This is a genomic window from Pseudomonas sp. PvP100 (genome assembly GCF_017833055.1).
In the GTDB taxonomy this organism is placed as follows: domain Bacteria; phylum Pseudomonadota; class Gammaproteobacteria; order Pseudomonadales; family Pseudomonadaceae; genus Aquipseudomonas; species Aquipseudomonas syringae.
Window position 1 is genome coordinate 3,545,679 of record NZ_JAFIBO010000001.1, and the last position, 24,136, is coordinate 3,569,814.

The following is a 24,136-nucleotide window of genomic DNA, read 5'->3' on the forward strand; positions in this document are numbered from 1 at the left end:
CACGGCGACGACCTCTGCCACCTGTAAGGGTCATGCAGTGCAACGAAAAAACCGCTGATCGCTCAGCGGCTTTGTCGTGGCAGATGTTATTGCTTGCCTTGCTTGTCCATCAGTGCAGCGAGCATGTCGCACTCGTCTGGGGTCAGATCAGTCAACGGCGCGCGCACCGGACCTGCGTCATAACCGGCGATCTTCGCGCCGGCTTTGACGATGCTCACAGCATAGCCAGCCTTGCGGTTGCGGATTTCCAGGTAAGGCAGGAAGAAATCGTCGATGTACTTGCCGACCGCCTGATGATCGTCGCGGGCGATGGCGTGGTAGAAGTCCATCGCCAGTTTCGGTACGAAGTTGAACACTGCGGACGAATAGACCGGCACGCCCAGCGCCTTGTAGGCAGCGGCATAGACTTCAGCGGTCGGCAGGCCGCCCAGGTACGAGAAGCGGTCACCGAGACGGCGGCGGATCGAAACCATCAGTTCGATATCACCCAGGCCATCCTTGTAACCGATCAGGTTCGGGCAACGCTCGGCCAGTTGTTCCAGCAGGGTTGGCGTCAGGCGGCAGACGTTACGGTTGTAGACCACCACACCGATCTTCACCGATTTGCACACGGCTTCGACATGAGCGGCAACGCCGTCCTGACTGGCTTCGGTCAGGTAATGCGGCAGCAACAACAAGCCCTTGGCGCCCAGGCGCTCGGCTTCCTGCGCGTACTCGATGGCCTGACGAGTCGCACCGCCTACACCGGCCAGGATTGGCACGCTGGTGGCGCAAGTGTCGACGGCAGTCTTGATGATTTCGGAGTATTCGCTGGCAGCCAGGGAGAAAAACTCACCGGTGCCGCCCGCGGCGAACAGAGCGCTTGCGCCATAAGGGGCCAGCCACTCGAGACGTTTGATGTAGCCGGCGCGGTGGAAGTCGCCTTGGGCATTGAAATCGGTAACCGGGAAGGACAGCAGACCGGATGAGAGGATGGACTTCAGTTCTTGTGGATTCATTATTCGAACACCCTGGAGGACATAATTGTTAGAGGATCACCGGGTCAGGGCCGATGTCGTAAGTCATCGTACAACTGATAATAGAATCACTCAACAGGGATTTTCGGGTTTTTTCAGAGGGAGAGGACGAGGTCCGGTTTTGATTTTTACGCTGCCGCGCATATGTTTGACGTGGAGCGTCAAGACCGGCATTCCCACGCTGGAGCGTGCGCAACGATAGTCAACACCGCAGCCATTGCCGCAAAAGTGCTTTTCTACCACGATGGCACGGACGACGCAGAGTGCGACGTAAGTGACAGGGCGAAGGAACCCGACGAAGTCGGGCCGGAAACGGAGCCAGGGACTTTGCTCACTTTGGTCCCTCAAAGTGAGTCGCCGAGGGGCGAAAAGGTGACCTGAGTCGAACCTCGATCCACCAGACAATGAAAAACCGCCGTGTGACGCAGAGCGTCACGAACTGCATTCCCACGCGGAGCATGGGAACGATAGTCAACCGTCCAACTTTTTGGGGTCAGTTCAGAACGTTCTGCTTCCTCTTTTTAAGCATCAAGCCCGCTGCGATTCAGCCTCTTCGTGCGCATGGCGCAGGCGTTCGCGGCTGTTGGTGAGGTGCAGGCGCATGGCGGCGCGGGCCGCATCGGAGTCCTGGCGGGCGATGGCGTCGAAGATTTCTTCGTGCTCGCGGCTCAGCCGATCCATGTAGTGCTGCTGGTCATCATGCGCCAGACGCGCCGAATTCAGCCGGGTACGCGGAATGATACTGGTGCCCAGGTGGGTCATGATGTCGGTGAAGTAGCGATTGCCGGTCGACAAGGCAATCTGCAGATGGAACTGGAAGTCCGACGCCACGGCATCGGTGGCGTGTGCCGCGCTTTCATTGAGCGCGTCCAGCGCAGAACGCATGGCTGCCAGCTGTTCATCACTGCGCCGCTGGGCTGCCAGGCCTGCCGACTCGACCTCAAGGCTGATGCGCAATTCGAGAATCGCCAGTACATCACGCAGGGTGACGATGGTCGCCGGGTCAATCCTGAAGCCACTGGGGCTCGGCGTGTCGAGCACGAAGGTGCCGATGCCATGACGGGTCTCGACCAGACCAGAGGCCTGCAGACGCGAAATCGCTTCACGCACGACCGTCCTGCTGACGCCCTGCTCTTCCATGATTGCGGATTCGGTGGGCAGTTTGTCGCCGCGCTTGAGCTGACCGCTGCGAATACGCTCGGACAGCTCTGTCACCAGCTCCTGCGCGAGGCTGCGGTGTTTTCTGCGGGCGCGGGGCAGAGCGCTTTGATTTTCCATCCAACATCGATCTCTGGACTGCTAAACATGGGCTAATCATAGCTCAGCGGTTGTATGATCACACCCTCAAAAGCGCCGTGTCCCCTATAGCATCAACCTCAAAACGTTGCTGATTACGCTTGCTCGATCAATTTGCCGCCCTCGACACGCACATGCCGGCCATGGAAGCGTTTCAGGCTGCTGCGGTGCCCGACACTGATCAGCGTCATGCCCGGTAGCCCGTCGATGACTGCCTGGTGCATGGCCGCTTCGTCATCTTCGTCCATGGCCGAAGTGGCCTCATCCACATACAGCCAGTTCGGCGCGACCAACAGCGCGCGAGCGAACGCCACCCGTTGCTGCTCGCCCGGTGAGAGAAAACGCTGCCAGTGATTGCTTTCGTCCAGACGCGGTATCAGGTGCGCCAGACGGCACTGCTCCAGTACCTCGGCAAAGCGCAGGGCCGGGTAATGTTCGGCGGGTTGTGGATAACTCATTGCCTCACGCAATGTGCCGATGGGCAGGTAAGGCCGTTGCGGCAGGAACAGCGCCGTGCCGGTGGGCAAGCGGATCTGCCCCGAACCCTCGGGCCAGAGACCGCCCAGCGCCCTCAATAATGAGCTTTTGCCACTGCCAGAACGACCGCTGAGCATCACCCGCTCTCCCGCGCCGACCTGCAGACTGGCGTCGCTCAGCAATTGACGCCCACCGGCGATGCTCAAGCCCAGATTGCGCAGGTCCAGCGTGTCGTTGGCGTGAATTCTTTCGATGGCCGGCTGCCGACCTTCATTGTCAGTCATGGCCTGGCGGAAGCTGAGCAGACGGTCGCTGGTGGCGCGCCATGACGCCAGCGTGCTATAGGCGCTGATGAACCAGCTGAAGTTCTCCTGCACGTTGCCGAATGCCGAGTTGATCTGCATCAAATCGCCCAGCTCGATCTTGCCGGCGAAATACCGTGGCGCGGCCACGATGAACGGAAAGATCAGCGCAATCTGCGAATAGCCCGAGGTGAAGAACGTCAGCCGTTTCTGGACCTTCATCGAGGCCCGGAAGTTATTCCAGATCATCATGAAGCGCCCGCTCAGGCGCTGGTTTTCATTGCGTTCGCCCTCGGACAAGGCAATGCTTTCGGCGTTTTCGCGTACACGCACCAGCGCGAAACGCAGGTCTGCCTCGAATCGCTCCTGCTGGTTGTTCAACGGGATCAGCCGCTTGCCGATCCAGTGTGTCAGCAGGCTGCCCACCAGTGCATAAAGCATGGCCGCCCAGAACATGTAGCCGGGAATGGTCACGCCGAACAGCTCGATACTGCCCGACACGCCCCAGAGAATTACCGAAAACGACACCAGACTGACCACCGAGCTCATCAGTCCCAGCCCCAGGCTGAGCGTGCTGGTGGTGAACTCATTGAGGTCTTCGGACAGACGCTGGTCAGGGTTATCGGTGTAACCACCCTGCTCCAACTGGTAGTAGTTCTTGTCGGCGAGCCAGCGCGCGAAGTGTTGCTCCGTCAGCCAGCGACGCCAGCGGATGGTCAGCAACTGGGTCAGGTACAGGCGATAGACCGCAGCCAGAATGGCGATCGCGGCGATGCCGCTGAAGTACAGGATCAGGTGGGTGAACGCGGCAAGATCCTTGTTTTGCAAAGCGTTGTAGAAGTCTCGGTACCAGCTGTTGAAAAATACCGAGACCTGCACGCTGAACAGCGACAGCGCGATCACCGAGACCAGCAGCAGCCAGGCAGTGGTCTTTTCCTCACTGCGCCAGTACGGCGTTATCAGCTTCCAGACGCGGGGTAGAAATGCTCCTTGCACAGTATCGTTGACGGCAGAATATTCAGCATTGCGATTCATGTGGTTCAGGCTCGCTCTCTTTGAACGTACGATGCCTGAGCACAATGAAGCAAAAAAACGCCTACGCGATCACTATGAAAAAACCTTCATTAACGCCGCACGGGGCGCTTCTGCAACTTGCGCTGCAAGGTCCGGCGGTGCATGCCCAGCGCCCGCGCGGTCGCTGAAATATTGCCCTCGTGCTCGGTCAGCACGCGCTGGATATGCTCCCACTGCAGGCGATCCACCGACATCGGATTCTCGGGGACCAGGGTGTCGAGGTTGGCGTGCTCGGACAGCAGGGCCGCGAGTACGTCGTCAGCGTCAGCCGGTTTGCACAGGTAATTGCACGCGCCGCGCTTGATCGCTTCGACCGCCGTGGCAATGCTCGAATAACCGGTGAGAATCACCACGCGCATGTCCGGGTCCATTTCCAGCAGCTTGGGCAGCAGCACCAGACCGGAATCGCCGTCCATCTTCAGGTCCAGCGCGGCGTATTCGGGGATGTCCTGTTGCGCCAGGGCCAACCCTTCTTCAGCCGAGCCGGCGGTGCTCACGCGAAACCCACGACGGCTCATGGCCCTCGCCATCACACGGGTGAACGTCGCGTCGTCATCGACCAGCAACAGGTGCGGCAGCTCTTCGCCTTCGACCTGGATGTCATCGTCACTCATGCTTCTTCTCCTCGCGTATCTCGGGGCAGGCGCAGCTCGGTGAGCGTACCGCCTTCTTCATGACTGTAGAGCTTCACCGAGCCACCCGCACGGGTAACGCTGGCCTTGCTCAGGAACAGACCGAGGCCGAAACCTTTGCCCTTGGTAGTAAAGAACGGTTTGCCGATCTGTTCGGCAATCGCCAGCGGCACACCCGCGCCATGGTCGCGAATGCTGATGCAGATTTCCGCACTGTCCCAGTCCAGATTGACTTCGAGGCCATCGGGGCAGGCATCGGCAGCGTTGTTGAGCAGGTTGAGCAGTGCCTGGGTCAGATCCGGCGGCGGCGCCAGCATCGGCGCCTCGCCTTTGCCCAATTGATAGAAACGATAACTCACTTCCGGGCGCATCAGATGCCAGCGGTTGAGGGACTCGTCCAGCCAGCGGGTGGCGGGCTGATATTCGACAGCCATGCGCCGATTGGCTTCGGCGGCGCGCACCAGTTGCTGCAGGGTCTGCTTGCACTGCTTGACCTGCTCCTGCAGCACGGACAGGTCATCCTGCAACGCAGGGTCGCTGTGATCCTGGCGCATTTCCTTGAGCAGCACGCTCATGGTTGCCAGCGGCGTTCCCAATTCATGGGCGGCCCCTGCGGCCTGGGTCGCGACGGCGAGCAACTGCTGATCACGCAGGCCTTCTTCGCGACGCTCGGCACGCAGTTGCTCCTGGCGACGCAACTCTTCTGCCATCTTCGCAGCAAAGAAGGTAATCACCGCAGCGGCCAATGCAAAGCTCAGCCACATGCCGTAGATCTGCATGTTTTCCCGGGCGATGGAGTCGGTTTCCAGCGGATAGGAACGCACCATCAGCAAGGTGTACATGCTCAGCGCAAAGCCGGACAGAATCAGCGAGTAACGCCACGGCAGCGTGGCGGCGGCAATGGTCAGCGGCACCAGATAATAGGAAACGAACGGGTTGGCCGAGCCACCCGAGTAATACAGCAGCGCACTGTGGATCAGGAGGTCCAGCGCCAGTTGCAGTGCATATTCAAGCTCGGTGAGCGGCAGCGATGTGCGCAGGCGGATGACCGTCAGCCCGCAGAGCACCAGCGAGCACCCCAAAGTGATCGACAGCTGCAGCCACGGCAATGGTAGAAAGTCGAACAGCCAGGCCATACCGACCGAGCCAGCCTGCGCGGCCAGCACCAGAATACGGATGAATGTCAGGCGCCACAGGTTTTGCCGTGTGGCTGAAAGCATTTGAACGGGGGCGAGCATGAGCTCTCCTGATGAGTGCTCCAGGCGGATCGTAGCGAGTATAACCAAGCGGGAGGCAAAACTGGAAAAGTGCGTCAACGCACCGCACACCGAAGCACTCGGCCGTCGCAGGAACCGGACCAAAGCGCTACAGTCACAACACTTTGCGCCGCCCGACCACCGTCGGAGGCCGTTTGATAACAAGGAGCTCTCATGTTCAACCTTCGCCCTGCCGCCACCCTCGTCGCGCTGGCTGCTGCTTTGTCCAGCCTGCCCGCCATAGCTGAAGAAGCCCGTTACAACCAGATTTCACTGCGCGCAGAGGTCAACCAGGAGGTGCAGCGCGACCTGATGCTCGTCACGCTGTACACCGAAGCGCAGGACAGCGATCCGGCCAAACTGGCTGCGCAGATCACCGAGACGCTGAACAAGGCGCTGGGGCAGGCGCGCCAGGTCAAGGACGTGAAGATCCGCCAGGGCAGCCGCAATAGCTACCCGGTCTACGACGATAAAGGCCAGAAGATCACCGGCTGGCGTGAACGCGCCGAACTGCGCCTGGAAAGTGCAGACTTTGCCGTGCTGTCCAAGCTGACCGGCGAGTTGCTGACCGACCTGAAAATGGGCGGCATGGACTTCTCGATTTCGCCATCGACGCGCAAGACCAGCGAAGACGCCCTGCTCAAGGACGCCGTGACTGCGTTCAAGGCTCGTGCGCAACTGGTCACCGAAGCGCTGGGCGGCACAGGCTACAAGCTGGTCAACCTGAACCTGAACACCTCGGGCTACCCGCAGCCGTATCTGCGCGCGCCGGTCATGATGATGGCCAAGTCGTTGCGTGAAGACGCAGCACCGACGCCCGATGTCGAGGCTGGCACCAGCCAGGTCAGCGTCGCGGCGGATGGTGTGATCGAAGTCGCGATTCCTTGAATGACAGGGCGGTAGTGTCGACTACCGCCCTTTTCCACGCCCCACCTCCTCCTTTCTCCCTTTCTTCCTCGGCAATCTCCTACGTTTGCTGATGCGCTGCCTGATTGTCGATGAGCTCGCGGCTCGCGAAACTTGCCGTCTCACTTTCGAACACTGTCGCCCTGGCTGAGTGACCCGGCCAAAGCGCGCATTGCCATCAAGGAATCAAGGATGAATCCCCCGCATAACGCTTCCCGCAACCCTGCGGCTGTCATTGATCAGAACATGAATACCTACCGCGAGCCGCTTCCAATCCCCTTAAGATTCGAAGCCGGTGAAGGCGACGAACACACACATACTCATGGTGCCATCGAGAGCGTTCTCGAATCTGCCGGCTTCAGACCTGAGGAAATCCGCGCGATCTATTTCGGCAACTGGCTGCGCGACTATTCGCAATTGCTCGATCCAAAAATCGTCAGGGCGACAAGCATGCCGAAAAGCTTCCCTGACCTGCTTTCGCGTGACGCACTGACGCGTATCGTGGACGTACTGGCAGTCAAGGAATTCACCGATCTGATGAAGACAGACCGCTCGCGCTTCGTGGTGACCGCAGAGCGACTCGGCGTCTATCGCCCTGCTGAACACATCGACAACCCCAGAACCCTTGACCCCAAGCCGGCCAATCCAAAAGAGCGCGACGCCGACTTCGACGCCTGGGTGCTGCCCGACGATCCGCTATTGAAGGTCGACCCCGACACCTCAATGAAGCGCTACATTCAGCGCTCGGTGCCGGTGATGGCTGCGGGGCTGGAATCGGCGGTCAATGGCGGCCCAGGGTCTACCGACGGTCTACGTGACATGGGCGCGGCGCTGCACATTCTCGAAGACTTCTTCGCCCACTCCAACTTCGCCGAACTCAGCCTGATCAAACTCGGCCATGAGCGCATTCTGCCGTGGACGTCAGAAGCAGACTGCAAGCACCGTTTGCCTCTGGTAACCGGTACGTTCGGCGGCAGCGATATCATCGCCAGCCTCGCTGAGCCGCTTGGCAGGATTATGTTCTCGACAGACGAAAAGCCGTTCGAAGCGATCAAGGCTGGAGAACGTTACGAGCGCGACCAGATTATTCAGATCGTTCTGGGCGAGCACCCTGACCCGCGACTGCTCGCGGGTTACGAGGCCTTTCTCGACGCGCGCGACCAATGGGCCAGCCAGCCGTTCTCCTAACAGGTCGAACAGTTCTACGCTTTCATCGGTACGCCAGGGCGATTGCTGGGCAATGCATTCGGCGTCGTCATGCAAAGTCTGGCCATCTGGCTCGGCAACAGCGTCGACGACCTGCAGACCCTGCTTGATGAAGACCCCAATAGCAGCGGCTCGACCGATCCGTCACATTCGCAACTGGCCAAGGATCATGCGCAACACCCGCTGCACACACTTGCCGCAAGACTGGCAAGAACGGCCGTGCTGCAAGTAGGTCAGGCCGTTCTGGGCCAGTGGCATGGCAAGGAAGGCGCCGAACATCCGGTCCAGGTTGCAACGCGGTTCTTCACTCACCCCATGGACTGCGATTGGCAGGACTCGATTGTCCGGGAATGGGCCGAGGCCAATCCCGAACAGGTCGAGCGGGCGACGCTCAAGAGCGAGCTGGACCAGTCCAGACTTCAATTGCAGCACAGCGCGCAAAATGACTTGCAGCGTTTCAGCCAGGACGGCAGCGATTTTCTGAGCGTGTTCTTTGAAAGTGTTTCACTGGCAGACCTTTGGACGAGGATTACCGGCAAGTAAGCGTATTGTCCGACCCCGACCAAGTACGGCACTATCCGTTGTCTACCTGATTGTCGACTTTCAAGCACGGTTACTGCCGTACCACGCGAGGGATCCATGGGACACACACTTTTCAAACCGCTGCTGTTGACCACCGCGCTGCTGGCCTGCGCACCTTTGGCCCAAGCGGCAAGCACGCTGGTGTATTGCTCTGAAGCCAGCCCTGCCGGTTTCGACCCCAGCCAGTACACCAGCGGCACCGACTTCGATGCCTCGGCCGAAACCGTTTTCAACCGTCTGACCCAGTTCAAGCGTGGCGGTACGGAAGTGGAGCCAGGCCTGGCCACGCGCTGGGACGTTTCGCCGGATGGCCTGACCTACACGTTTCACCTGCGCGACGGCGTGAAATTCCACACCACGGATTATTTCACCCCGACTCGTACGTTCAACGCCGATGACGTGCTGTTCACGTTCAATCGTCTGCTCGATGCCAACCACCCGTTCCGCAAGGCATATCCTTCCGAGTCGCCCTATTTCACCGACATGGGCCTGAATACGACGATCAAGAGCGTCGAGAAAGTCGACCCGCTGACCGTCAAGTTCACCCTGAACAACATCGATGCGGCCTTCGTGCAGAACCTGGCCATGAGCTTCGCCTCCATACAGTCTGCCGAGTACGCAGACAAACTGCTCAAGGAAGGCAAGGCCGAGGACTTGAACCAGAAGCCCATCGGCACTGGCCCGTTCGTCTTCAAGCGCTACCAGAAGGATTCGCAGATCCGTTACGTCGGCAACACCGAGTACTGGAAGCCGGAGGATGTAAAGATCGACAACCTGATCTTCTCGATCAGCAGCGATGCCGCCGTGCGTCTGCAGAAGCTCAAGGCCAACGAATGCCAGGTCAGCGGCTATCCCCGTCCGCAGGACATCGAGGAAATGAAAAAGGACCCGAAACTCAAGGTCCTCAGTCAGCCCGGCTTCAACCTGGGCTTCGTGGCCTACAACGTCACGCATCCGCCGCTGGACCAACTCAAGGTACGTCAGGCGCTGGACATGGCCATCGACAAACCGGCGATCATCAAAGCGGTTTATCAGAGCGCAGGCCAACTGGCTGAAAATGCCCTGCCGCCGGGTCAGTGGAGCTTCGATCCGACCATCAAGGATGCTCCGCACGACCTGACCAAAGCCAGACAACTGCTCAAGGAAGCAGGTGTGGCGCCGGGTACCAAAATCGACCTGTGGGCCATGACCGTCCAGCGCGCGTCGAACCCCAACGCACGCATGTCAGCACAGATGATCCAGTCCGACTGGGAGAAGATCGGTATCAAGGCCAACATCGTCAGCTATGAATGGGGCGAATACATCAAGCGCGCCAAGGCCGGCGAACATGACGCAATGATCTACGGCTGGACCGGTGACAACGGCGACCCCGACAACTGGCTCGGCGTGCTTTACAGCTGCGCAGCCGTCAAAGGCAGCAACTACGCCAAATGGTGCGACCCGGCTTACGACAAGCTGGTGCAGCAGGCCAAGCTGACCAGCGACCGCGATGAGCGCATCAAGCTCTATCAGCAGGCTCAGCACATTCTCAAGCAGCAGGTGCCAATCACCCCGATTGCCAACTCCAAGGTGTTTCAGCCAATGCGTCAGGAAGTGCAGGACTTCAAGATCAGTCCCTTCGGCCTGACACCCTTTTATGGTGTCAGCCTGGGAACAGTGAAGTAACAACACGGCTCCAACCGGGTGCATTTTTCTCACCCGGTTGCGCCTTATTGGTGCGCGAAACAATCGAAAAAGTGTCGCGCAAACGATCAACTCTCAAGAAAGTTACACTTTCGCGACATTCCTGTACGATCGTGCCACTCTTTGTCGCTTCTTTCGCCTCACTGTCTTGCTTTGGGTATGGCCCCTGCATAAGTATCGGACGGATCGGCTCACGAGGTCGTTCCCTCTAATCAAAAATGACAACAACTGAGGCAACCATGCTCAAACACGCGGTCATTCCGTTTCTGATCGGCGCCAGCCTGCTCGCCAGCGCACCTTTCGCTCACGCTGCATCGAATCTGGTGTTCTGTTCCGAGGGCAGCCCTGCCGGCTTCGATCCAGGTCAATACACCACAGGTACTGACTTCGACGCCTCGGCAGAGACCATCTTCAACCGCCTGAGTCAGTTTGAGCGCGGCGGCACCGCCGTAGTGCCGGGCCTGGCGACCAAATGGGACATCTCCGATGATGGCCTGACGTACACCTTCCATCTTCGCGAAGGCGTCAAATTCCACACCACGCCGTACTTCAAGCCGACCCGTGAATTCAATGCCGATGACGTGCTGTTCACGTTCAATCGCATGATCGACAAGGACATGCCTTACCGCAAAGCGTATCCGACCGAATTCCCTTACTTCACCGATATGGCGATGGACACCAACATCACCAAAATCGAGAAGATCGACGACCACACCGTCAAGTTCACTCTGGGCAAGGTCGACGCCGCGTTCATCCAGAACATGGCGATGAGCTTCGCGTCCATCCAGTCCGCAGAATACGCTGCCAAGCTGCTCAAGGAAGGCAAGCCGGAGCTGATCAACCAGCAGCCGATCGGCACTGGCCCGTTCGTGTTCAAGAGCTACCAGAAAGACTCCAACATCCGTTACACCGGCAACAAGGACTACTGGAAGCCTGAAGACGTCAAGGTCGACAACCTGATCTTCGCCATCACCACCGATGCTTCGGTGCGCATGCAGAAGCTCAAGAAAAACGAATGCCAGATCACCGCTTATCCGCGCCCTGCCGATCTCGAACCGCTCAAGGCCGACAAGAACCTGAAGATGCCCGATCAGGCAGGCTTCAACCTGGGTTACATCGCCTACAACGTGATGCCTGAGATCAAGGGCGAAGATCATCCAAACCCGCTGGCTCAGTTGAAAGTGCGTCAGGCACTGGACATGGCGGTCAACAAGCAGCAGATCATCGACTCGGTTTACCAGGGTGCAGGTCAATTGGCGGTCAACGCCATGCCGCCGACCCAGTGGTCCTATGACACCACCATCAAGGACGCCAAGTACGATCCCGAGAAGGCTCGCCAACTGCTCAAGGAAGCCGGCATCAAGGAAGGCACCGAAATCACCCTGTGGGCGATGCCGGTTCAGCGTCCTTACAACCCGAACGCCAAACTGATGGCCGAGATGCTCCAGTCCGACTGGAAGAAGATCGGTATCAACGCCAAGATCGTCAGCTATGAATGGGGCGAGTACATCAAGCGCGCCAAGAATGGCGAGAACGGCGCCATGCTGATTGGCTGGAGCGGTGACAATGGTGACCCGGACAACTGGCTCGGCACCCTGTTCGGCTGCGACGCCCTGAATGGCAACAACTTTGCCAAATGGTGCGACAAGCCGTTCGACACGCTGATCCATCAGGCCAAGGAAACGTCCGATCAGGCCAAGCGCACCGAGCTGTACAAACAGGCGCAACACCTCCTGAAAGACGCCGTGCCAATGACGCCTATTGCGCACTCGACGGTCTATCAACCCATGCGTACCAGCGTGCAGGACTTCAAGATCAGCCCGTTTGGCTTGAACTCCTTTTACGGTGTGAGCGTGAGCGGCAAGTAAACGCGACTGTTTGCTGCGCCGCTCACCCGGCGCAGCAAACCGCTCTACTTGAATATAAGCCCCGAGCGATGGGTTGAAAAAGTGCCGATAACGGCATTCTTCTACTATCACTAAGATATTTCCTACGAGCTTTGCAGCCTTCGAGCCTATATACCGCGGACCTCTGACGACTTACCGTCGAAGGGCAACGGCAATGGCAGGAAGCCCGTCGCTTCGTGTCCAGGTGTGCCGGGCATGTCATGCGAAGTTGCGTGGGGCGACGCCTTTGGGTCAGTTAGACATTCGAGCCTCGGCTCATCCTTCGAGGATAGGGATCATCATGCGTAAAACTCTTGCGATGACGTCGTGCCTGGGACTGTTGGCACTGGCCCCGTTTGCCCAGGCGGCAAGCAATCTGGTGTTTTGCTCCGAAGCGAGCCCGGCTGGCTTCGACGGTGCGCAATACACCTCCTCCACCGATAACGATGCATCCGAGCCGATCTACAACCGACTCACCGAATTCAAGCAAGGCGATACCACCGTGGTTCCAGCGCTGGCGACTTCCTGGGACATCTCGGAAGACGGTCTGGTCTACACGTTTCATCTGCGCGAGGGTGTGAAGTTCCACAGCAACAAGAACTTCAAGCCCAGCCGTAACTTCAACGCCGACGACGTGCTGTTCACCTTCAATCGGATGCTCAAGCCCGATCATCCGTTCCGTGTCGCTTACCCGACCGAGTTCCCCTACTTCACCAGCATGGGCCTGAACAAGAAGATCAAGTCCGTTGAGAAGACCGACCCGCTGACCGTCGTGTTCACCCTCAATACGGTCGATGCGGCATTCATCCAGAACATCGCGATGAACTTCGCCGGCATTCTCTCCGCCGAGTACGCCGAGCAACTGATGGCCAAGGGTGACGTGCGCGACATCAACCAGCAGCCTATCGGTACAGGGCCATTCGTGTTTCAGCGCTATCAGAAGGATTCGCAGATTCGCTACAAGGGCAACAAGGATTTCTGGGACCCGAGCCGGGTGAAAATCGACCAGTTGATCTTCGCCATCGTGACCGACGCCTCTGCGCGCATGCAAAAGCTCAAGGCCAACGAGTGCCAGGTCTCGGTCAACCCGCGCCCGGCGGACCTCGCCAGCCTCAAGGCAGACAAAAGCCTGCAGATCATCGAGAAACCAGGCTTCAACCTCGGCTACATTTCCTACAACGTGCGCCACGAACCTTTGGGCAAGCTGGAAGTGCGTCAGGCGCTGGACATGGCCGTCAACAAGAAGGCGATCATCAACGCGGTTTATCAGGGCGCAGGGCAACTGGCAGTCAACGCCATGCCACCGACCCAGTGGTCCTACGATGACAGCATCAAGGACGCACCTTACGACCCGGAAAAAGCCAGGACCCTGTTGCGTGCCGCGGGCATCAAGGAAGGCACCGAACTGACCCTGTGGGCCATGCCGGTTCAGCGCCCTTACAACCCCAACGCCAAGCTGATGGCAGAAATGCTTCAGGCCGACTGGGCCAAGGTCGGCATCAAGGTCAAGATCGTCAGCTACGAATGGGGTGAATACCTCAAACGCACCAAAAATGGCGAGCACGATATCTCGCTGATCGGCTGGACCGGCGACAACGGTGACCCGGACAACTGGCTGGGCACGCTTTACAGCTGCGCGGCGATTGGCGGCAACAACTACTCGATGTGGTGCGACGAAAAATACGACCAACTGGTCAAGGCCGCGGTTGCGACCACTGACCGCGCGAAGCGTACCGACCTGTACCAACAGGCGCAGCGCTACCTCAAGGAGCAGGTGCCGATCACACCGGTTGCCCACTCGACCGTCAATCAGCCATTGCGCGCCGAGGTCAGGGACTTCCACGTCAGCCCGTTCGGTCGCAATAACTTCTCAGGCGTCAGCATCGTCGATTGATAGAAAACCCCGCACGCCCTCGCCGTCTTGTGTCGCGGCGAGAGCGGGCACTTGCGCGTCGATACCTATAACAACGCAGGACCCAAAGTCCTGCACCACCAAAAGCCAGGCTCAAAGAACTGGCATATAAAAAAGTAATAAAGGGAGCTGCACATCGTGAAAACAACTAGCACTGCGTTATTGGCATTGTCTCTCTCGTCGTTTGGCGCACTGGTTCAGGCTGAACCGGCAAGCCAGGCGTTCGTACCGACCGAGCTGAGTTCAAAGAATGCACAGGCCGATGCCAACGGCTTTATCGAAGATCAACACCTGACCGGCACGACCCGTAACTGGTACGCCAATGAACTCAAGCGCCGCGGCGAAGTGTTCCGTTACAACGACAACGGCGTTGCCGAGCAGACCTCGCGTCGCATCAACTGGCAGCAGGGCACGATCGTCAACTACACCTCCGGTTATACGCAGGGCGTTGTAGGTTTCTCCACCGAACTGGCGCTGTACAACGCCATTGCGCTGGACCGTGATACCGATGACTTTGCCGGCAACTCAAACCGTACCCTGGCACACAGCGACGGCGATGCAGTCGGTCAGTGGAGCAAGATGGGCCTGGGCAACGTCAAGGCGCGGGTTTCCAACACCGTCCTGACCATGGGTCGCCAATCGGTGAACACCCCGGTCATCGCCTTCATCGGTAACCGCGCACTGCCGTCCAGCTTCCAGGGTGTTGCCGTACAGAGCGATGAGCTGAATAACCTGTCCTTTCAAGCAGGTAGTTTCGACCGCGTGTCGCCACGTATGGAACAGAGTCTGGACAAGTTCCGCTCCGAGTACGGTGATCGCAGCCAGACCGCCGACCGTCTGGACATGTTCGGCGCTGACTACAAGCCGACCGACAGCCTGACAACCAGCTTTTATGCATCGAACCTGGAAGATTTCTGGCACCAGTACTACTTCGGCTTCACCCACGAACTGGGTGACAGCAAGGCACTGGCGCTCAGCACCAACCTGAACTACTACAAAACCAAGGACTCGGGTCAAAGCAAACAAGGCCCTATCGACAACGATACCTACAGCCTGTCCTTCACCGGTACGCATAACGCTCACAGCATCAGCCTTGCCTATCAGCAAGTGTCTGGCGATGAGTACTTCGACTATGCGCACGATACCAACGCGATCTTCCTGGCCAACTCCCTGCTCTCGGACTTCAACGGCCCGAACGAGAAGTCCCTGCAGATCGCCTATGTACTGAACATGGCCGAATACGGCGTGCCGGGCCTGAAATTCAACATCTACCAGGCACGTGGCTGGGACATCGACGGTACCAAATACAAAGGCAACGTCTATGGCGACGTCCAGACAATCAATGGTGTCCGGACAGCGAGCGGCGTAAACGCAATGGACGGCGAGACTCACTACGAATACGGTATCGGTTCATCGTACTCCGTGCAGTCCGGCCCGCTCAAGGCTACCGCTATCCGCGCCACGTACACCACTCACCGCGCCAGCGAGAATCAGGCTGATGGCAACATCAACGAATTCCGCCTGGTGACCACTGTTCCGTTCAACATTCTTTGATTCGCTGAAAACCGTTCAGGCGCAAGGCAGCAGCCTTGCGTCCGAACATCACCATCGGCGTCAACTCTATGGAGGGTTCACAATGAAACTGTTATCGCTACGCAACTCGATTGCCCTGGCCCTGCTCAGCGTCGCCGTCAGTGTTTCGGCAAAACCCCTGGTGGTCTGCACCGAAGCCAGCCCCGAAGGCTTCGACATGGTGCAATACACGACAGCAGTGACGGCCGATGCCGTGGCTGAAACCATGTTCAACCGCCTCGCGGATTTCAAACCCGGCACCACGGAAGTGATTCCTGCACTGGCTGACTCTTGGGAGATCAGCGACGACGGCCTGACGTACACCTTCCACCTGCGTAAAGGCGTCAAGTTCCACACCACCGATTACTTCAAACCGACCCGCGACATGAACGCCGACGATGTGCTCTGGAGTTTTCAGCGTCAGCTGGACCCGAAGCACCCTTGGCATGACAAATCGAGCGTCGGCTTCCCCTACTTTGAAAGCATGGGCTTCAAAGAGCTGCTGAAAAGCGTCGAGAAAACTGACGACTATACCGTCAAGTTCACCCTGACCCGCCGCGAAGCGCCATTCCTGGCCGACCTCGCGATGGCCTTCGCGTCGATCTACCCGGCTGAATACGCCGACCAGCTGTTGAAAGCCAACAAGACCGGCGACCTCAACAGCAAGCCGATCGGCACCGGCCCGTTCATCTTCCAGCGCTATGCCAAGGATGCACAGGTACGCTTCAAGGCCAACCCGGATTATTTCCGCGGCAAGCCGCCTGCCGATGCCCTGATTCTGGCTATCGCCACCGACAACAACGTGCGCCTGCAGAAGCTCAAGGCCAACGAATGTCAGATCGCGCTGTATCCGAAGCCGGACGACGTGCCAAGCATCAAGAAAGACCCGAATCTGAAAATCGATGAGCTGGAGGCAATGACCACCGGCTACATCGCTATCAACACCACGCACAAGTACCTGAGCGACGTGCGCGTCCGTAAAGCCATTGACATGACGTTCGACAAAAACGCTTATGTCAACGCGGTGTTCGGCAAGGGCAATGCGCTGGTAGCGGTCAACCCGTATCCGCCGACTCTGCTGGGTTATAACAAAGACCTGAAGAACCCACCGATCGACCTCGACAAGGCACGCGCCTTGCTGAAGGAAGCTGGCGTGCCGGAAGGCACCACGTTTACCCTGTTTACCCGCAACGGCGGTGGTCCGACCAACCCCAACCCGATGCTCGGCGCACAAATGATGCAATCCGACCTGGCGAAGATCGGCATCAAGATCGACATTCGCGTCATGGAATGGGGTGAAATGCTCAAACGTGCCAAGAATGGCGAACATGACATGGTGTCTGCAGGCTGGGCAGGCGACAATGGCGACCCTGATAACTTCCTGACTCCGATGCTGAGCTGTGAAGCGGCGAAAAACGGCGAGAACTATGCACGCTGGTGCAACGCCGATTTCCAGAAGCTGATCGATAAGGCGCGTGAAACAGTGAACCCCGACGAACGCGCAGAGCTCTATGAACAGGCCCAGGCAATATTCAACAAGGATCAGCCGTGGATCAGCATGGCTCACACCAGAATGTTCACGGCTATGCGTAAAAATGTGGAGGGCTACCAAATCAGCCCGCTCACAACCAACAACTTCGCCACTACCCAGGTGAAGTAGAAAAATAATCCGGCGAGCTCATAACCCGAGACTCGCCGGAGCACGCCTAACCGGCTGATGAGGTACACACCAAGATGTTTAGTTTTATCGCCCGCCGAGTGGGGTTGCTGATACCCACTTTCTTCGGCATCACCTTGTTGACCTTCGCCCTGATTCGTCTGATTCCGGGCGACCCGGTCGAAGTCATGATGGGTGAGCGCCGTGTCGATCCGGAAATGCACGCTCAGGCCATGGAGCGTCTGGGTCTGAACAAACCCCTCTACGCCCAGTACATCGATTACATCGGCAAGCTCGCCCAGGGTGACCTCGGTGAATCGTTGCGTACACGCACCAGTGTCTGGTCCGAATTCACTTCGCTGTTCCCGGCAACCCTGGAGTTGTCGCTGGCGGCGCTGATTTTCGCGGGTATTCTCGGCCTGCTGGCCGGGGTGATCGCCGCACTCAAGCGAGGGTCCCTGTTCGACCATGGGGTCATGGGGATTTCCCTCGCCGGTTACTCCATGCCGATCTTCTGGTGGGGCCTGATCCTCATCATGTTCTTCTCGGTAACGCTGGGCTGGACGCCGGTTTCAGGGCGAATAGACCTGCTGTACGACATTCCGCCGGTCACCGGCTTCATGCTGATCGACACGCTGCTCAGTGACGAACAGGGCGCGTTTCTCGATGCTCTGCACCACATGATTCTGCCAGCCATCGTGCTGGGCACCATCCCGCTGGCGGTGATCGCCCGGATGACCCGCTCGTCGATGCTCGAAGTGCTGCGTGAAGACTATGTGCGTACCGCTCGTGCCAAAGGCCTGTCGCCCGCCCGCGTGGTATTCGTTCACGGCCTGCGCAACGCGTTGATTCCGGTACTGACCGTGTTCGGTCTGCAAATCGGTACATTGCTGGCCGGTGCGGTACTGACCGAAACGATCTTCTCCTGGCCGGGTATCGGCAAGTGGTTGATCGAAGCCATTGGCGCCCGGGACTACCCGGTCGTGCAAAACGGCATTCTGCTGATCGCCTGTCTGGTGATCCTGGTCAATTTCGTGGTGGATATCCTCTACGGCTTTGCCAACCCACGCATTCGTCACCAGCGCTGAGATCATCGATATGAGCACCCCTACTCCTGCGGTAGCAGTCGATCAAAGCCTGCTTTACCCATCCCCGTACAAAGAATTCTGGCAAGCCTTCTCGAAAAACAAAGGCGCGGTTGCCGGCCTGCTGTTCATGATCCTGATCGTGTTCTGCGCCCTGTTCGCGCCCTGGGTTGCCCCCCATGACCCGAGCGAGCAATACCGCGACTTCCTGCTGACGCCTCCGGTGTGGCTCGAAGGCGGTCAATGGCAATTCATCCTGGGCACCGACGAACTGGGCCGCGACCTGCTGTCGCGTCTGATCCAGGGCTCGCGCCTGTCGCTGCTGATCGGTCTGGCATCGGTGGTCATGTCGCTGATCCCCGGCATTCTGCTGGGTCTGCTGGCGGGCTTCTTCCCTCGCGTGCTCGGCCCTTCGGTCATGCGCCTGATGGACATCATGCTGGCCCTGCCCTCGCTGCTGCTGGCTGTGGCCATCGTGGCGATTCTCGGCCCTGGCCTGATCAACACCGTGATCGCCATCGCCATCGTGTCGCTGCCTTCCTATGTTCGTCTGACCCGCGCTGCGGTGATGGGCGAGCTGAACCGCGACTACGTGACGGCCGCCCGTCTGGCCGGTGCCACCCTGCCGCGCCTGATGTTCATCACCGTGCTGCCCAACTGCATGGCACCGCTGATCGTTCAAGCCACCCTGAGCTTCTCGTCGGCAATCCTCGACGCCGCAGCGCTGGGCTTCCTGGGTCTGGGCGTACAGCCACCGACGCCTGAATGGGGCACCATGCTCGCCTCGGCGCGCGACTACATCGAACGTGCCTGGTGGGTGGTGAGCCTGCCAGGTCTGACTATTTTGCTCAGCGTGCTGGCAATCAACCTGATGGGCGACGGTCTGCGCGATGCGCTGGACCCGAAACTCAAGAACGCCGCCTGAGGAGATTCGCATGTCACTTCTTGAAATCAAGAATCTCAACGTCCGCTTCGGCGACACCAAGGCCGTACCTGTTGTGGACGGCCTGTCCCTGAGCGTCGAAAAGGGTGAAGTACTGGCCATCGTCGGCGAATCGGGCTCCGGTAAATCGGTGACCATGATGGCGCTGATGGGGCTGATCGATTCCCCCGGCATCATTACCGCCGACGCGCTCAACTTCGACGGCAACGACCTGCTCAAGCTCAACTCGCGGCAGCGTCGACGCATCATCGGCAAAGACCTGGCGATGGTCTTTCAGGACCCGATGACCGCTCTGAACCCCAGCTATACCGTGGGCTTCCAGATCGAGGAAGTGCTGCGCCAGCACCTGAACATGTCGGGCAAAGCCGCACGCCAGCGTGCACTGGAACTGCTGGAAAAGGTCGAGATCCCTGGCGCCGCCGCGCGCCTGAATGCTTACCCGCACCAATTATCCGGTGGCATGAGCCAGCGTGTGGCGATTGCCATGGCGATTGCCGGAGAACCAAAACTGCTGATCGCCGACGAACCGACCACTGCCCTGGACGTGACCATTCAGGCGCAGATCATGGAACTGCTGCTGAGCCTGCAAAAAGAGCAGGACATGGCACTGGTGCTGATCACTCACGACCTGGCTGTGGTGGCTGAAACCGCCCAGCGTGTCTGCGTGATGTACGCCGGTCAGGCTGTCGAAGTCGGTCAGGTGCCGGGGCTGTTCGATGTTCCTGCCCACCCGTACAGCGAAGCCTTGCTGGCCGCCATTCCCGAGCACAGCATGGGCGCCGAGCGCCTCGCCACGCTGCCGGGCATGGTCCCGGGCCGCTATGACCGTCCACAGGGTTGCCTGCTGTCACCGCGCTGCCCGTACGTGCGCGACAACTGCCGAACCGAACGCCCTGCCCTTGATCCCAAGGCGCACAGCCTGGCACGCTGCTTCTATCCCTTGAATCAGGAGGTGGCGTAATGAGCGTCGTACTGACCGCCCGCGACCTTACCCGTCACTACGAAGTCTCCCGCGGCCTGTTCAAGGGCACAGCGCTGGTGCGTGCGCTTAATGGCGTGTCCTTCGAACTGGAAGCCGGCAAGACCCTGGCTGTGGTCGGCGAGTCCGGCTGTGGCAAATCGACACTGGCACGCGCGCTGACGCTGATCGAAGAGCCGTCATCCGGCTCGCTGAAAATCGCCGGCCAGGAAGTTGCCGGGGCCAGCAAGGCCGAGCGCAAGCAGTTGCGCAAGGACGTGCAAATGGTCTTCCAGAGCCCTTATGCATCGCTCAACCCAAGGCAGAAAGTCGGGGATCAGCTCGGCGAGCCGCTGCTGATCAACACCAGCCTGTCAGCCGCCGAACGCCGCGAGAAAGTGCAGGCGATGATGGCTCAGGTCGGTTTGCGCCCTGAGCACTATCAGCGCTACCCGCACATGTTCTCCGGCGGTCAGCGTCAGCGTATCGCGCTGGCACGGGCGATGATGCTGCAACCCAAGGTGCTGGTAGCGGACGAGCCGACTTCAGCGCTGGACGTGTCGATTCAGGCGCAGGTACTGAACCTGTTCATGGACCTGCAGCAGGAATTCAACACCGCCTATGTGTTCATCTCCCACAACCTGTCGGTGGTGCGTCATGTCGCCGATACGGTATTGGTGATGTACCTGGGCCGGCCTGCGGAAATGGGTCCCAAGGAAGAGATTTACAACCGTCCGCTGCACCCGTACACCCAGGCGCTGCTGTCGGCGACCCCGACCATCCACCCGGACCCGCTCAAGCCGAAGATCAAGATCGTCGGCGAGCTGCCCAACCCGCTCAACCCGCCAAGCGGCTGTGCCTTCCACAAGCGCTGCCCGTATGCGACCGAGCGTTGTGCAGCCGAAGTGCCAGAGCTGCGCCTGGTGGATAACCGCCAGGTGGCTTGCCATTACGCCGAGCAATTTGTAGCGGCGTAGCTACAAGCTACAAGCTACAAGCTACAAGCTACAAGACTATCGTGCCCACGCTACAGCGTGGGCACGCAGTTCTGGACGCTCTGCGTCCGATCTTCGCTAGTCAATACACGTCCCGCCGATAACGCCCTTCCTCGATCAGTTCGCTGACTGCCTGTTCCCCCAGTACCTCGTCCAACACCTGATCCACGCCCGCCGCCATACCCAGCAAGCTCCCACAGATGTAAATCGCTGCCCCCTCATCGAGCCACACACGCAGTTCATCGGCCGCTTCGCGCAAGCGATCCTGCACGTAGATTTTTTCTGCCTGATCGCGGGAAAAGGCCAGGTCCAGGCGCGTCAGATGACCAGCCTGCAGCCAACCCTGCAATTGGGCGCTGCAATGGAAGTCATGCGCCCGGTTACGTTCGCCGAACAACAACCAGTTGCGCGCCTGCCCTTGAGCGATACGCGCCTTGAGCAGGCTACGCAAACCGGCCAGCCCGGTGCCATTGCCCAGCAGGATCAATGGCAGCGGCTCGGCAGGCAGATGAAAGCTGCTGTTGCGGCGCACACGCAGGCTGACGGCACCGCCAACGGCACAATGCTCGGTAAGCCATCCCGAGCCCAGCCCCAGGCTACCGTCGGCATGCACTTCCTGACGCACGATAAGCTGCAGGCAGCCGTCCTGCGCAATTGAGGCAATCGAATATTCGCGTACAGAGACTGGCACCAGCGCATCGATCAACGCCTGCGCATGCAGCCCCACCAGATGCGAACGGCTGTGCGGTAACTGTCGGCTTTCCAAGGCCTGCGCGAGCGGCTCCTGCAAGCCATCCACGCTTACCCATGCGCCCGGATCGACACCCAGCCCGGCCAGAAACGGCTCGATGACCCGCAGCGTGTGGCGCGGCATCACCTCGACCAGATCCCCCGCCTGCCAGTGCGCAGAGGTTGGCGGCGTCAGGTCCAGCAGGTAAACCTTCGAACCACTGCTGCCAGCGTTCAATAGCACGCGCCGGGCCAGTGTCCAGTTATCGAAAACCGGTGTCTGCCAGTGTGCCGCTGGCACGCAACCGGTCAACTGCGCCAATTGCTGTTGCCAGTGTTGCAGGGCTGCCGGATCGGCGCTGTCTACTTCAACAAGCGGGAACAGGCTGCGCCCGCCCCGCTCGGTCAACCAGCCGTGCAAACGATGGGCAAAGCCGCAAAAATGTGGGTACTGCCGGTCGCCCAGCGCCAGAACGGCATAATCGAGCTGGTCCAGTGAAAGCGGACTGCCCAGCAGCTTGCGCTCGAAACGTCGGGCACTGTCTGGGGCCTCTCCGTCACCAAAGGTACTGACGACGAACAAGGCATTGTGACTTCGGCATAACTCGTCTTCGCTCAGATCGCCCAGCCGCTTCACGCGCACCGACAATCCTGAGGCCTGCAACTGGCCAGCGGTCTGCCAGGCCAATTGTTCCGCGAAGCCGCTTTGACTGGCGAAACAGACCAGCCAGGATCCGTCATCGTCGAGGTCATCACCCTGAACCTCGCCGCGTGCACGCTCGATATCACGCTTCTTGCGGCGTCGATCCAGGTACAGCAACCAGCCGGTAATGAAGAACAGCGGCATCAGCAACGATGCGCCGGTCATGATGACTCGACCGACGAGCCCGAAGTAGCTGCCGACGTGCAGCGCGTAATTGCTGGCCAGCAGTTGCGCACCGAAACTGCGTTCGGCATAGCGTACGACCGAGCTGACCTGACCATTGGCCGGATCAAGAGTGATGGTGTTCAGCGCACGCGGGTGCGGAGAATCCTTGAGCAGGTAAAACACGGTGGCAGGTTGACCGCCCGCAGCAGGCAGGCGCAGGTTATAAGCCAGCAAGTCCGGCCCTGCAGCCTTCTGGATACTGTCCCAGACCGCCACATAATCGACCGCCAACGGTAACCTTCCCGCAGCCTTGGGTGGCGCAGCGACGCCTTCCTCGAGCGGCGAATCCCCGATCAGTTTATTCAGGCCGTTGCTCACCCAGTCATACGACCAGGTGAGTCCCGTTAGGGCGAACAGCAGGTAGAACAACAGGCACCAGGTGCCGAAGATCGAATGCAGGTCCCAGTTGAAACTGCGGCCTTTCTTCGCCCAGTCAACCGTCAGCCAGACCCGCCAGTTCCGCGCTGCGCGAGGCCAGCGCAGGTAAAGCCCGGACAGGCAAAAGAACACCAGAATCAGCGTACACGCCGCCGTAACCTGCTTTCCCGCCTCGCCCATGGCCAGATAACGGTGCAGCTTCAGGACAAAGTCGAAAAACCCCTCCCCTACCGCATTGCATTTCAGCTCACCCGTGTAGGGGTCGAAATTGCGTTTGGGGCCTCGACGCTCACCCGTTTTGGGCGTGAAAAATACCTGGGCGGCACGATTGCCGGTGGTTTCGACGCGCAGGATAGCGACCGTCAGGCCGGTCGCGGCCTCCAGCCTGCGCACCAGTTCAACAGGTGGCAGCGTGGCACCGCGCGGCTCGACCAACAGCACATCCGGATTCAGCGCGTCGAGAATTTCGTCCTCGAACGAATACAGCGCACCGGTCATCCCCATGAGGGTCAACACCAGACCTGCCGTGATCCCGAAGAACCAGTGCAACTGAAACAGGACTTTCTTCAGCACGCTCGCCACTCTCACTCATATTTCGCGGCGCAATTAATGCACTGACGGCCATGACCTGTCTATCTGTAACGTGTCTTTTGCCCCAAACCA

16 protein-coding genes and 1 pseudogene are annotated in these 24,136 nt (G+C 59.3%); 11 read left to right on the forward strand and 6 right to left on the reverse strand.

Annotated features, from left to right (window positions below):
• Positions 1 to 86: 86 nt before the first annotated feature.
• The 5 genes from kdgD to JOE39_RS15155 all read right to left on the reverse strand — a co-directional run bounded on the left by kdgD (position 87) and on the right by JOE39_RS15155 (position 6,035).
• Complete coding sequence (kdgD, locus tag JOE39_RS15135) at positions 87 to 998, reverse strand: 5-dehydro-4-deoxyglucarate dehydratase (protein WP_003313748.1); 912 nt, start codon at positions 996 to 998, stop codon at positions 87 to 89.
• 546 nt (positions 999 to 1,544) lie between these two features.
• Complete coding sequence (locus tag JOE39_RS15140; protein WP_003313750.1) at positions 1,545 to 2,294, reverse strand: FadR/GntR family transcriptional regulator; 750 nt, start codon at positions 2,292 to 2,294, stop codon at positions 1,545 to 1,547.
• Positions 2,295 to 2,407: 113 nt separating this feature from the next.
• On the reverse strand, positions 2,408 to 4,126 hold the full coding sequence (locus JOE39_RS15145; RefSeq protein ID WP_016568994.1) for an ABC transporter ATP-binding protein/permease: 1,719 nt from the start codon (positions 4,124 to 4,126) through the stop codon (positions 2,408 to 2,410).
• A gap of 89 nt (positions 4,127 to 4,215) precedes the next feature.
• On the reverse strand, positions 4,216 to 4,779 hold the full coding sequence (locus tag JOE39_RS15150; protein WP_003395104.1) for a response regulator transcription factor: 564 nt from the start codon (positions 4,777 to 4,779) through the stop codon (positions 4,216 to 4,218).
• Positions 4,776 to 6,035: an ATP-binding protein gene (locus tag JOE39_RS15155; protein WP_004416095.1), complete on the reverse strand. Its 1,260-nt coding sequence runs from the start codon at positions 6,033 to 6,035 to the stop codon at positions 4,776 to 4,778. Before JOE39_RS15155 ends, JOE39_RS15150 begins: the two co-directional genes overlap by 4 nt.
• A 192-nt stretch (positions 6,036 to 6,227) precedes the next feature.
• Here JOE39_RS15155 and JOE39_RS15160 point away from each other — a divergent pair, with 192 nt between their 5' ends.
• The 11 genes and pseudogenes from JOE39_RS15160 to JOE39_RS15210 all read left to right on the forward strand — a co-directional run bounded on the left by JOE39_RS15160 (position 6,228) and on the right by JOE39_RS15210 (position 21,420).
• Complete coding sequence (locus JOE39_RS15160; protein ID WP_024663588.1) at positions 6,228 to 6,941, forward strand: SIMPL domain-containing protein; 714 nt, start codon at positions 6,228 to 6,230, stop codon at positions 6,939 to 6,941.
• Between the two features lie 210 nt (positions 6,942 to 7,151).
• Positions 7,152 to 8,708: pseudogene (locus JOE39_RS15165) on the forward strand (HET-C-related protein).
• Positions 8,709 to 8,804: 96 nt separating this feature from the next.
• On the forward strand, positions 8,805 to 10,412 hold the full coding sequence (locus JOE39_RS15170; RefSeq protein ID WP_003424623.1) for an ABC transporter substrate-binding protein: 1,608 nt from the start codon (positions 8,805 to 8,807) through the stop codon (positions 10,410 to 10,412).
• Between the two features lie 257 nt (positions 10,413 to 10,669).
• The gene (locus JOE39_RS15175; RefSeq protein WP_024665800.1) at positions 10,670 to 12,298 is read left to right on the forward strand and encodes an ABC transporter substrate-binding protein; all 1,629 of its coding nucleotides are present in this window, start codon (positions 10,670 to 10,672) and stop codon (positions 12,296 to 12,298) included.
• A 319-nt stretch (positions 12,299 to 12,617) separates the two neighbouring features.
• Positions 12,618 to 14,210 carry an ABC transporter substrate-binding protein gene (locus JOE39_RS15180; protein WP_003396295.1) on the forward strand — a complete coding sequence of 531 codons (1,593 nt, stop codon included), beginning with the start codon at positions 12,618 to 12,620 and terminating at the stop codon, positions 14,208 to 14,210.
• Positions 14,211 to 14,366: 156 nt separating this feature from the next.
• Positions 14,367 to 15,782 (forward strand): OprD family porin, encoded by a 1,416-nt coding sequence (locus JOE39_RS15185; RefSeq protein ID WP_003313762.1) that lies wholly within the window; start codon positions 14,367 to 14,369, stop codon positions 15,780 to 15,782.
• A gap of 82 nt (positions 15,783 to 15,864) precedes the next feature.
• On the forward strand, positions 15,865 to 17,460 hold the full coding sequence (locus JOE39_RS15190; protein ID WP_003396291.1) for an ABC transporter substrate-binding protein: 1,596 nt from the start codon (positions 15,865 to 15,867) through the stop codon (positions 17,458 to 17,460).
• A gap of 74 nt (positions 17,461 to 17,534) precedes the next feature.
• Positions 17,535 to 18,545, forward strand: coding sequence for an ABC transporter permease subunit (locus tag JOE39_RS15195; protein WP_003313766.1), 1,011 nt, complete (start codon positions 17,535 to 17,537; stop codon positions 18,543 to 18,545).
• Positions 18,546 to 18,555: 10 nt separating this feature from the next.
• Complete coding sequence (locus JOE39_RS15200) at positions 18,556 to 19,467, forward strand: ABC transporter permease subunit (RefSeq protein ID WP_002555194.1); 912 nt, start codon at positions 18,556 to 18,558, stop codon at positions 19,465 to 19,467.
• 10 nt (positions 19,468 to 19,477) lie between these two features.
• A complete protein-coding gene (locus JOE39_RS15205) occupies positions 19,478 to 20,446 on the forward strand; it encodes an ABC transporter ATP-binding protein (protein ID WP_003424625.1) in 969 nt (322 codons plus the stop codon).
• The gene (locus JOE39_RS15210) at positions 20,446 to 21,420 is read left to right on the forward strand and encodes a peptide ABC transporter ATP-binding protein (protein ID WP_003313770.1); all 975 of its coding nucleotides are present in this window, start codon (positions 20,446 to 20,448) and stop codon (positions 21,418 to 21,420) included. Before JOE39_RS15205 ends, JOE39_RS15210 begins: the two co-directional genes overlap by 1 nt.
• Before the next feature lie 100 nt (positions 21,421 to 21,520).
• On the opposite strand, the gene JOE39_RS15215 is transcribed toward JOE39_RS15210, so the two are convergent.
• The gene (locus tag JOE39_RS15215; protein WP_210078677.1) at positions 21,521 to 24,043 is read right to left on the reverse strand and encodes a sulfite reductase flavoprotein subunit alpha; all 2,523 of its coding nucleotides are present in this window, start codon (positions 24,041 to 24,043) and stop codon (positions 21,521 to 21,523) included.
• Positions 24,044 to 24,136: the final 93 nt, after the last annotated feature.